The sequence below is a fragment of the Flavobacterium sp. TS_SC_5 genome (assembly GCF_056156265.1).
In genome coordinates, this window is record NZ_CM149588.1 from 3,715,390 (window position 1) to 3,728,070 (window position 12,681).

General features: G+C 33.2%; 6 protein-coding genes. 1 reads left to right on the plus strand and 5 read right to left on the minus strand.

Going from position 1 to position 12,681, the window contains the following annotated elements:
• Positions 1-6: 6 nt before the first annotated feature.
• A complete protein-coding gene (locus AC0J6S_RS16030) occupies positions 7-3,132 on the minus strand; it encodes a glycoside hydrolase family 2 TIM barrel-domain containing protein (RefSeq protein ID WP_474954733.1) in 3,126 nt (1,041 codons plus the stop codon).
• A gap of 476 nt (positions 3,133-3,608) precedes the next feature.
• On the minus strand, positions 3,609-6,350 hold the full coding sequence (locus AC0J6S_RS16035; protein WP_474954734.1) for a helix-turn-helix and ligand-binding sensor domain-containing protein: 2,742 nt from the start codon (positions 6,348-6,350) through the stop codon (positions 3,609-3,611).
• Between the two features lie 246 nt (positions 6,351-6,596).
• Between AC0J6S_RS16035 and uvrA the strand changes: the two genes are divergently transcribed.
• Positions 6,597-9,392, plus strand: a complete 2,796-nt coding sequence (gene uvrA / locus AC0J6S_RS16040; RefSeq protein ID WP_474954735.1) for an excinuclease ABC subunit UvrA — start codon at positions 6,597-6,599, stop codon at positions 9,390-9,392.
• A gap of 3 nt (positions 9,393-9,395) precedes the next feature.
• Here uvrA and AC0J6S_RS16045 read toward each other — a convergent pair whose 3' ends face one another.
• From AC0J6S_RS16045 to AC0J6S_RS16055, 3 genes are all read right to left on the minus strand, one after another.
• Positions 9,396-9,704, minus strand: a complete 309-nt coding sequence (locus AC0J6S_RS16045; protein WP_474954736.1) for a hypothetical protein — start codon at positions 9,702-9,704, stop codon at positions 9,396-9,398.
• A 178-nt stretch (positions 9,705-9,882) separates the two neighbouring features.
• Positions 9,883-11,352, minus strand: a complete 1,470-nt coding sequence (locus tag AC0J6S_RS16050) for a lipopolysaccharide biosynthesis protein (RefSeq protein WP_474954737.1) — start codon at positions 11,350-11,352, stop codon at positions 9,883-9,885.
• A gap of 34 nt (positions 11,353-11,386) precedes the next feature.
• A complete protein-coding gene (locus tag AC0J6S_RS16055; RefSeq protein ID WP_474954738.1) occupies positions 11,387-12,679 on the minus strand; it encodes a glycosyltransferase family 4 protein in 1,293 nt (430 codons plus the stop codon).
• Between the last annotated feature and the right edge of the window lie 2 nt (positions 12,680-12,681).

The following is a 12,681-nucleotide window of genomic DNA, read 5'->3' on the forward strand; positions in this document are numbered from 1 at the left end:
TTTTTATTATTTTCCAATATTAATATGTATGTATGTTCTAATTTCCCATTCATTTCCGTTAGGGAATCCTACTGGACTTATTATCGGTGAAGTGGCAAATTCATCAGCAACATTTGGAAGGTAGCGTGGAGAATATTGATCAAGTGTACGCCACGTTCCACGTATACCAATTTTAGTGTCAGGTAATATAAACCAATTAGGCTTTCCTACTGAAGTAGATAAATCTAGCATCAACTGCAAAGGATACGTCAAGTTAAAATCTCGATGATAATCAAATGGACCCCAATCATTAAGTTTTATAGAACTTACTAATTTCGATTTATTATAGATAACTCGTATGTCACCTCCTAAACGCTCCACTAATCTTGCATCTCCACCATTTGCTTGCGCATTTCCAAAGTAAATATTACCTATTAATCCAAAATCAGGAGTTAACTTAGAAACTATACGTGTATTTGATTCCCATAAGTCATGTGCAGGAGCCGAAGTAGGAAAAGCAAACGTTTGTCGCCCATCGGCAAGAATTCCAACAGCAGCATCTTGAGTAGTTGGTAAATGACGAAATACAAATCCGGTACTTACGGCAAACTTAGCGTCCTCCGTCATGTCATTATCCCAATCGTACATCCAAGTCGCAGGTGTTGGATCATAAGTCAACAATAATTCTCCTCCCACTGTTTCTCTATTTCCTCTTACAGCAAATGGATCATCTTGAATATTTCGTAATCTTCCTGGCGCTTGCACATCATTTGGCATAGCCGCCACAATTGGTTTTTGCCACAAAAAGTTTGGAGCAATTTGGAAATTTCCAGTGGTATAAGTAAATCCAGAAAGAACATTTACTTGGTTTCCACTTCCACTGTCTTTTAATCTCCAGCCGGTAAATGTTCTGGTATTATCAGCACCACCATTAGCGACTAAGCCCATAGCTGCAGCTTGTCCGTACCAATTGAATGAACCTTTGGAATACGTTAATTTAGCTTTTCCTCCCCAATTATCAGTTGATTTAACTTCATCAGTATAAATTACATAATTTCCTGGTTGTCCTTCAGTAAATTGAAATCTTCTACCATTTAAAGGTTGTCCACCCCAAATAGCACCAAGCTCAACACCTAAATCTCCAAATTTAGTTTTTGAATAAATAGAAAGTCTTCTTGTTTTAGGTAGCGGAACCGCAATTGATGAAACAGCTTCCGGAGCATCAGCAATATCTTCATGATAAATACCAGCAAGATCAAACCTACCAAGTTTTGTAGCATATTTCAATAGAACTGCTGGATTTGCACCCCACCATAATTGTGGTCCGAAAGCAGCTTTAAAACCTTTTAATGCTCTTTTACCATCAATTTCAAAACCAGAAGTTTCTCCATTATAAATATCTAAATTTGCTCCATAATTTGCCTCAGGATACAATCCGAAAAAATCGCCTTCGTAACCCCAATGATAATGGCCTGTCCTGTAGAAACCTCTTAATTCAAAATCTTTTGCATCCCAAGTGTAACTTGCATTGTAAACTTTAACTCTATTTATATCATCTAATAAAAGGGGACCGTTATCAGTTAATACAGTTCTACTACGACCACGGTTTTCATAAAAAACTTCATCAATTGGATTTTCAGCAACATTTCCAAGTATGCTGAAATTGACATTGGCACGCATGTTTGAAGAAGGATTACCTTCAACTCCTACAAAAAAGGATTGCATGTGGTCAAATCCAAGTTTTTTAGGATATACAGTTGATTCAGGATCTGCAGTTTTCGGGGTTGTAATTAAACTTCCACCAGTATTAAATGTAGTAAACTCAGCTCTCATATTACTAATACGAATTTTTTCGCTACTACCACCCAATAGCGCCGCTTTATCTCCACGAGCTTTTAAAACAGCATCCATTAACTCAATATTTGCAAAAGAATTTTGTATGCTCTCAAGATTTTCGCCTGAAGCATATGGATTTACATTATGTGCTTGCTTCAATGCATAATAAGCTGCACGTGGATAAAGATCATATAAGCCACGTTCATTTGTTGGTCCTTTGGCACAAATACCAAACCACTCTTCATTCATATTATTATTAGTACCTTCTAAATCCAATGAATACCCTCCATTCGACCAAGAGGCATTATTATCATGGATGTCTAGATTTTTAGTTTGACCATATTTCCACCAACCATCACTAAATTGAAACGTAAAACCTCCAAGTGAATTTCCCGCTTTACCAATTCCTGCTGCATTTTCATAAATTTCTTTCCAGTTTCCCACCATGTAATATGCCTGAGACTTTTGATCCTCACTATTATTAATGGTATTAAATGCATCAGCTCCAAATTCTGTAAATAAAATAGGCTTATTTATTTCATTTTTAACTTTTGCAAAAGCATCACCAAAAGAAACACCACGATACATATTAGTACCTAAAATGTCAATGTCCGGACATTCCGTTTTAATGATGTCTAAAAACAATAAGTCTCCATTACAAATCGCTATAGGATGTGAGGCATCAATTTGTTTCATTTCTAAAACAGCTTCATTGAAAAGCTTGTATAATGAATGTGCTCTTACAGTAGATTTTCGATCTTCCAATGGAATATTTTCCGTTTCAGCACCATCCCAAAAAAGACCATAGTTATTTTCATTTCCTAATAAGAATAATAAAAGTCCCGGAGTATTTTTATATTCTTGAACCATATCTTTTGTTTCTTTCAAAAGTAATTTACGAGTTCGAGAATCAGAATATTCGGTGTTAGGCACCCAATTTCCATTTAGAGTTAGTCCGTAACGTCCAAAAGAATGGTTAAGCATAGTATAAATACCATATTTTTCATAAATATATTGAATCCATTTTGGTTGGACACCAGTGTATTGACGAATAACATTAACTCCCATGTTTTTCAACAAACCCATTTCAGAGTCAAGTGCAGCTTTAATAACGTCATCTGGTTGTTTCCATAGACTATAGGAAAAATTAGTCCCAATAGGATAATAATCCCAGTTCATACCGTTGATCATAAAATCTTTTCCATCAACAACTAATTTCATTCCCTTCTCGTTAGAAACGACCGAAACGTTATTAGACTGCGCAATAACAGTTGTTGTTATTAAGAAAAATAGTAATCTTAGAATATTGATTTTCATATTTTAATAAATTTAATTTGATTCTTTCAAAAATTATTGAACGATAATTATTTTAGTGCAATGAGCAAATAAAGTATAAATCATATTTCGCTTATAGTTTCTTGCTCACAATTTTATATTTATCCGAATTGCAAAAAGTCTTAACTAATTGGACTAATTTCTATTTATCAATATTGGTTTATAAAGACAATAACTTGTCTTCAATAATAAGTAAGTACTAATGTAAATTGGTTTCTTCATTTTTTGGCTTTTTATGATATTATAAAATTAATCGGAAACACTAATAATAAATCAAAAAGAACCTCAACAAAAAACATACAATGTAAAAAATTACTGGTTTAAACAACAATACTTAAAAAAGCATTGAAAATTAAGAAGAAATTGTGATAACCATTTTTTCTACAAAACAAAAAAACCACAACAATAACGTTAATGTTGTGGTAATGTATAGTTCTATTTGAGGGAATTGAAGAAAACTATACAGCTAATATGTACTCAACAAGCCCTTGTTCATGCGCTAATTCCATTTTTTTACGCAAACGATATCTTTTTATTTCGACACTTCGTACTGAAATGTTTAACAAAGGCGCCACTTCCTTCGAGGAAAGATTTAACCTCAAGTAGGCACACAATCTCAAATCATTTGGTGTTAAGGATGGGTGAGCTACTTTCATTTTTTTCAAAAAGTCTTTATCTGCATTATCAAAAGCTTCCTTAAAGACACTCCAACTATCCCCTTCTGTAATATTCTTATTGATTGTAGAAATAACTGATTTTATGCTTCTGTTGCCATCGTCTGGTGTTTTCTTTAAATCATCTTTAATGAATGCCAATAACTCATTTTTACTGTTTAAACTCATCGTGGAAACAGCTAATTCTCTACTTTTGGTATCGACATCTTGCGAAAGTTGTTCGTTCCTGATGCGCATCAATTCCTGCTCGTTCTCAAGTTCTTTAATTTCTAATAAAAGATTATTCTCTTCTATCAATTTTTCTTTTTGTTTTTGATAGTAGCTTTTATATGCCTTATGAATAAATCTAGCCATTACAATCATAAGAATTAAATATACTAACAGTGCAATATTTGTTAAATACCAAGGTTTTTCAACCGTAAAAGAATATACCGCTATATCTTCCAGAGGAGAATTAGCAAATTTAGCTCTAACCTTAAAAGTATATTCACCGGGAGGTAGATTTTTGAAATTTACCGTTGATTTAGCACTCCATTCGCTCCACTCCTCCTGAAATCCTTCCAATAAATATTGAAATTCCGCATTGATGTATTTATTAAATTCAGGAACCGTATAATTGATGGTAATATTATTTTCATCATATTTAAAACTACCTTCTCCCTGAATCGAACGATTTTCAGTGCTTTCATTAAGCTTATTTGTAGTTATTGCTGAAATAGAGACGTTATGGTTTTTAAAACTCAACTCGTTAAGATTTAAAATATAATATCCGTCAGTGGTTCCAATCAAATAATTTGAATTAGAAATTTGAGTAATATTTTCATAGCCTAACATCGAATTAGTCAATGAAGCTGGAATAGGAATTACATTTTGTTTCAGCTGATTACTTAATTTACTCAGGGAGAAATAATGAATATAATTTTTTGAAAACAACCATATTTTGTTGGAATTATCCACAATTAATTTTCCTGAAGTGTACTCATCTTTTTCAAAAACAGCACTTAACAAAGTATCTTTACTGAATTGTTTTGTCTTTTCATTCAATTTAAAAATACCTTCTTTATTTGCATAATAAATGCTATTGTTAAACTTTGTCAAACTGGCATTTTTCCCTTTTATAGGTGTTTTATATTTCACAAAAGGCTTTGTTTTCAAAAATTTACTGTCTAATTCCAGCCGATAAACCCCTTTGTATTCATGACTTACGAACACATTCAAATCGTTTGTGATTTCAAAATATTTTGAAGAATAATCAAATCCCGCTATTTTGTTTCTGAAGCCCCATTGGTTATTCGTTTTTGCCAAAACTGAAATTCCGTAATAATTCCCTTGAAGCAAAAGTCCTTTTTGATTCGACACCGTTTCAAATTTCCATGTTCCAGATGCTGAAAATATATTTTTTGCAACAGCATTTTCAATTATAAATGTTCCCGAATCATGACCGCAAAAAAGCGTCCCATCGTGTTCAAACAATGACCAAACCTGTCCTTTAGTTCCATTTACAAATTTGAAGTCATCTTTACTCTGATAACTTTTATAAAATAGACCTTGATTCGTTCCTACATACAAAGTTCCATTATACAGTTTTGAAGTATAAACCGTCCCCAGAATTCCCGTGTCATCGACAAAATTTTGTATTGGAGACTGTAGGTTTATACAATTGATTCCGTTGTCCAGTCCTACCCAAAGATTTTTATCGACATCTTCATACAAAGATAGCGCCGTATTGTTACTCAATCCTTTGTTTTGAGTAATGTGATATTTAATTTTTCCGCTATTGTTTAAAATAAATATCCCATTGGAAACGGTTCCCAAAGCAAAACTCCCGTCTGAAAGCACTTGACTGCTATACAAACTACTCGCTGCTAATTCCGAATCAGCCTCAGTAGAAAATTTAGTCAAAACAGTTCCTACAAGTTTATAAAATCCATTTTGCTGTGTTTGAATCAAAAGCCCTTCATCAATAGCAAAAACATTGACAATTTTATTGGTTTGTAAAATTGGATTATTAGAAACCAAGAGTCCTTTTCCGCTTTCAATTTCAAAAAGTCCTTCGTTTAGTGTTTGAAAGTAGATTGCATTTTTGGTACGGAATGATTTAGTAATATTATTTTTTGGAGCAATAATTTTGAAACCTCCCGTCTTAGTATCATAAATGTAAATCCTATCCAAGGATTGGAAAATTATCCATTGATCATAATTTAAAATATTCCAAAATTGTTCGTCGTCAAGTATCTTATTTTTTAATGTTTTGCTAAGCGACGTATATTTTAGTTTTCCATTTGCTTGTCGGGTCCAAAAACCAAATTCCATATAACAACCCGTAAAAATTTTATTCCCAATCACTTTTACAGAGCGAACAATAGTTTCATTTGGCGATGGATATAATTCCCAATTAGAACCGTTGAACTCTAATAATCCTTCATTATTAGCAAAGAAAACATACTGATTTTGATCTTGAGCAATCATCCAGTTTTGATTTCCCGCACCGTAAATACTAGATGCATATTTTACAATTGGGGGCAATTCTTGAGAAAAAGCACAGAAGGATATTAAAAAAAGAAAAAAGTAAAGTTTTGTTTTCAAAGGGTCTTGTTGTTAATTTTTTTCAAAAATAAACCTAAAATTAGTATTTATTTACGGGATAGAAAACATAAAAACCATACAAGAAGAAAAAAGAGATTTCACACGATTTTTTAAACAATATTTGTGAGTTGTTCAATCCCTTTTCTCTGTTGATAATTGATTACTTTTGTAAAAATTATCATTTTTATGCAAGTTGACCTTTCGAAATTAGATCCAAAGAAAAATATCATAATAAAAGGCGCACAAGTACATAACCTAAAAAATGTAGATGTAGCCATTCCCCGTAATAAATTAGTGGTTATCACAGGACTTTCGGGTTCCGGAAAATCAAGTTTGGCTTTTGATACTTTATATGCTGAAGGGCAACGTCGCTACGTAGAGAGCCTATCGTCTTATGCGAGACAATTTCTTGGGCGATTGGACAAACCAAAAGTAGAATATATCAAGGGAATTGCTCCTGCGATTGCTATCGAACAAAAAGTAAATACGACTAACGCGCGTTCTACAGTAGGAACTTCAACAGAAATATACGATTATCTAAAATTGCTTTTTGCAAGGATAGGACGTACTTACTCCCCTATTTCTGGTCGTGAAGTCAAAAAAAATACGGTTACTGATGTGGTTTCTGATGTAAAAACGTTTGAATTAGACAGCAAATGGTTACTTCTTGCACCCATTCACCTTGAAGAAGGACGAAAACTGGAAGACAAATTAAAAGTACTTTTACAACAAGGATTTGCCCGAATATTAGTAAATAATGAAATGGTACGTCTAGACGATTTACCGGATGTTTTGGATAAAAAAGAAATTTTCCTAATCATTGACCGAATTGTCATTAATCACGACACTTCGGGTGAAGAAGAATTCTATAATCGATTGGCTGATGCGGTGCAAACTGCTTTCTTTGAAGGAAAAGGAATTTGCCATTTACAAGAAGTTAACTCCGATAAAAAGTATTCCTATTCTAATAATTTTGAATTAGACGGCATTACATTTCTGGAACCAAACGTTCATTTATTCAGTTTTAATAATCCATACGGAGCGTGTCCCGTTTGTGAAGGCTATGGAAATATCATAGGAATTGACGCTGAATTAGTGGTGCCAAATACTACTTTATCCGTTTTTGAAAATGCTATTTTCCCTTGGAGAGGCGAAAGCATGAGTTGGTATAAAGATGAACTGGTCAACAAGGCGTACAAATTTGATTTTCCAATACACAAACCATATTATCAGTTATCTGAAGATCAAAAAGAATTAATTTGGAATGGAAATACTTATTTTCAAGGGTTGAATGATTTCTTCAAAGAACTGGAAGAAAAAAATTATAAAATCCAAAACAGAGTGATGCTTTCGCGTTACAGAGGAAAAACTAAATGTCATTCCTGTAAAGGAAAACGCTTGAGAATTGAAGCTTCCTATGTGAAAATCAATGAGAAAACAGTTTCTGATTTAGTAGACTTACCGATAAAACATTTGGTTACCTTTTTCAAAAACATCGATTTAGATGTTTATGAAAAACAAATTGCAAAAAGATTATTGGTGGAAATCAACAACCGTTTGGCCTTTTTAACCGAAGTAGGATTGGATTATCTGACATTAAACAGAAATTCAGCAACACTTTCCGGAGGAGAATCGCAACGTATTAATTTAGCAACGTCGCTGGGGAGCAGTTTAGTGGGTTCTATGTATATTCTGGATGAACCAAGCATTGGTTTACACCCAAAAGATACCGAACGACTGATAAAAGTATTGCTTTCCTTACGCGATTTAGGAAATACGGTTATCGTTGTAGAACACGATGAAGATATCATGAAAGCCGCTGATATGATTATAGATATTGGTCCGGAAGCGGGAACTTTAGGCGGGCATTTAGTCGCCCAAGGGACGTACGATGAAATATTAAAATCGACTTCACTTACCGCAAAATATTTGAACGGAGATTTAGAAATTACCGTCCCCAAAAAACGAAGATCATTCAAGAATTTCATCGATATAAAAGGAGCTCGAGAAAACAATCTTCAAAATATTGATGTTACTTTCCCATTGGATGTGTTAACAGTAATCACTGGAGTTTCTGGAAGCGGAAAGAGTACACTTGTTAAGAAAATCCTTTTTCCTGCGATGCAGAAAAAGTTGGAAAACGTAGGAGAAAAAGCTGGACAGTTTACTGAAATGACAGGCTCTTTCTCTCAAATTAAACATATTGAATATGTTGATCAAAACCCAATAGGAAGAAGTTCCCGTTCTAATCCTGTGACGTATATTAAAGCGTATGATGACATTCGGGAATTGTATGCCAAAGAAAAGCTATCAAAAATAAGAGGGTATCAAGCGAAACATTTTTCTTTTAATGTTGATGGCGGCAGATGCGAAACCTGCAAAGGAGAAGGTTCTATTAACGTAGAAATGGTTTTCATGGCCGATGTACAATTGCCTTGTGAAACCTGTAATGGAAAACGATTTAAGAAAGAAGTTTTGGAAGTCGCTTTTGAAGGTAAAAACATTCACGATATTCTTACGATGACCATTGATGATGCCATTGCGTTTTTCATTGCGAACAAACAAACTAAAATCACTCAAAAACTACAGCCTTTGCAAGATGTGGGATTGGGTTATGTGCAATTAGGACAATCATCTTCTACACTTTCCGGTGGTGAAGCGCAGCGAATAAAACTAGCTTCCTTCCTGGTGAAAGGAGCGACAAAAGATAAAGCTTTGTTTGTTTTTGATGAACCTACAACGGGATTGCATTTTCATGACATCAAGAAACTATTGGCTTCCTTTGATGCGTTGATTGACAAAGGTCATTCGATTATTGTTATTGAACACAACCTTGATTTAATAAAATGCGCGGATTGGATTATAGATTTAGGACCTGAAGGAGGAGAAAATGGAGGCAAATTACTCGCGGTAGGAACTCCAGAACAAGTTGTGAAAATAAAAGAATCTGTTACTGGAAAATATTTGAAAGATAAATTATAAATATTATCCCATATAACATTTTTCTTCAAAAGGATTTCCGTCTTCATCAATTGCTATCAGAATTTTTTTAGCTTTTGATGAAACTTGCGTAATGTAAATCCAAGCTATGGACCAAAGTCCAAACGTAGCACAAAAGATGCAAAAATTAAAAACATGGTCCACCTTTTTTTTCTTCTTTAATAAAACCGCATAGGGTAATTTATCATTTCGTTCTAAAACTACAAATCCATTATTGGTTTTATCGGTTAGAATAGATGTAAATTTAATTAAATCAGCATCATTTGCGTTTATTGCGGAAGAACTATTTTTCATTGCGATTCGTCTATTTTTTTGCGGTTATACGTTTATATAACTTTCACAAAAATAATAGCAAAATTAAAACTCCACAATACCCACTTTTAGTGATATTTAAAATTTTTAAATAAAAAAAGACTTTTCATAAATATGAGAAAATGAAAGAGTTATTTCCTTTATCTATCAAATAAAAATACTAAGAAATAATTTTTAATTTCTTAAAAACCAAATCAATAGCTTGATTTATTTCGACAGAAATAACAAATTTGTAATTAATATAAACATATAATAGGGTTATTAAAACCGATTTCAGGACAATATTAATCATTGGATTGAAAGGGAACTCCCAGAAGTAAAACATTAAAAACAACAACAGTGTTATTGCCAGAGAATACAATGTTTGTTTGGTAAATGGATACAAATGCAAACGTTTAACTACAAAAAGCAATTTGGCTATACTATATAAAGTTATTGATAATAATGTAGCAAAAGCAGATCCCATAATTCCGTACAAAGGAATAAAAATCATGTTTAATCCAATGGCTACAACTACTAAGAAAACTCCTAGAAACAAAACAGCTCGATAATATTTAGTATTAAAAATAATAGCATTGTTATTCCCTAATATCAAATCAAAATATTTAGACAATCCAATCATAAACACAACTAAAATCCCTCCGCTATATTCTTTGGGAACCATTTCATACAACTGATTGATATTGACAAAAATACCCAACATCACAAAGCCACCCACGACTTGTAAATTTATTGACGTTTTTTTGTATAAAACATTTAACTCATCGAATTTGTTATCATGCATCAGTTTTGCAGTGATGGGATAAACAATTTGATGCATCGCCCGACTTGGAACTGATATTACCAAAGCAATAAAGGTTGCAATTGAATAATAGGCTATATTTTCGATAACCATATATTGATTCAGCATTATTTTATCGCCATCCAAAAGCAAATTAGCCACACTTCCTGATAAAATAATATAAAAAGTGTACTCCATCAAACCTTTTACGTTATGCGGAATTGTAAATTGAAAACTTGGTCTTTTGATATAAAAGGCATATCCCATTGTAATAATGAGTGCCAAAAAATAAATACCAGCAGTAATGTAAACAAAATCAACTACCGTTAACCATTTATAATAGACGCCAATCAACGCTAATAACGAAAACAACCTTAGTCCTACTTCTTTGACAAAATTCCCAAAAACGGAGTGCATATGAACTCTGGCCCAAGCATAAAAAATTTCAAAATAAGCCATGCACAACCCTATAAATGGAATAAGCCAGATAAAATCCTTGACCACCGGATTTTTCTTTGAAACAAAGAATAAAATATCATCGAAGAAAATATATCCAATCAAAATTAAAGGAATCGATAAAAGCAATGGAAAAAGTACGGTAAAGGATAAAAATCGAGATCGTTCTTCATCAGTTTGATATTGGGAATAAAATTTCACTAACGTATTTTGCATTCCTATTGCAAATAAAGGCATGATAACATTGGCAACTGAAAGGATATAATTCGTTAAAGCATAATACGTAGCGCCTAAAAAAATAGGGTATAAATACAGCGTATTTATGGCGCCAATTCCAAAACCCAAATAGGTAATTATCGTATTCTTTAAAGATTGATTTAATACTATTCCCATTATTTATCATGCGAGGTATTAAGAAACCACGCTTTTAATTTAAACTTTTAAGCAATTCAACCAATTCTTTGGTTAGGTTTCTTCTGGAATAGTTTTGCAATCCAACTCCATTTGATTGTAATTTGCCTTCCAAAAACTGATTATAAAATTCCAAAATTACACTTTTAAGTTTCATTTTCTCCGAATAATCAAAAAATATGCCTGTATTGGTATTCGTAATAATTTCGGCAAAGTCAGAATCCTTGGGACCAATGGCAATAATTGGCAGGTTTGAAACCATATACTCAAATAATTTTCCGGGAATAATGCTTTTAGTATCTTCAGAATTGATTTCGATGAGCAACAAAACCTGCGATTTTCGTTGGTGCGCAATCGCTTCTGCATGAGAAACATAACCCAAATTATTCAAATAGGAACTAAGTCCAAATTGAGAAATAGTTTCTAAAACTTCCTGACTGACTGCGCCGATTAGTTTAATTTCTAAATGTGATTTGAAATCTGGAATCTCATGTGTCAGTTCAATTAAACTTTCCCATAAAATCGAAGGATTTCTTTCGGAAAGAAAAGAACCAATATGTGCTAAACTAAATTTAGTATCTAAAGTTTGTTTTTCGACTTGTTCCGTGTCATAACCATTCGTTATTACCGAAATAGGTTTAGTGGTAATCGCTTGAAATTCAGTTTTGGTAGTTTTACTCGTGACTATAATTGTGTCCGCTGTATTCAAAACCTGATGTTCCAGAGCTTTATGTTTTTTGGCAGCAAAACTAGATAGTCGCAAGGATTTATGATAGCCAATAGTCGTCCATGGATCACGGAAATCCGCAAACCATTTTAAATCTAATTTTTGTTTCAATTCTAATCCAATCAAATGCAGACTGTGCGGTGGTCCGGAAGTTATGATAGTATCGATATCATTGTCTAAAATGTATTTCTCCAAATAAGCAACCGACGGTTTAACCCAAAAAACGCGCGCATCCGGAATGAAAAGATTCCCACGAATCCAAAGAAAGGTTTTGTCCAGAAAAGATTGCTTTTTCTGATTTGGAATAATTCCCGAGCTGATTTTTTTGGTTTTGTTTTTCGAAAGAAAAGAAGCCAGTTGATACGGTTCAAAAATTTTCTGTTTCAGAATAATTGCTTTATCCGAAACTTGTTTAACCAAATTTTCATCAATAATAGGATATGTAGGATTCTCCGGAATATAAACAATCGGCTGAACGCCAAAGTCTGGTAAATACTTGACAAACTTAAGCCAACGCTGCACGCCTGGACCGCCCGCAGGTGGCCAATAATAGGTAATTATTAAAATTTTCTTTAGTTCCAAAG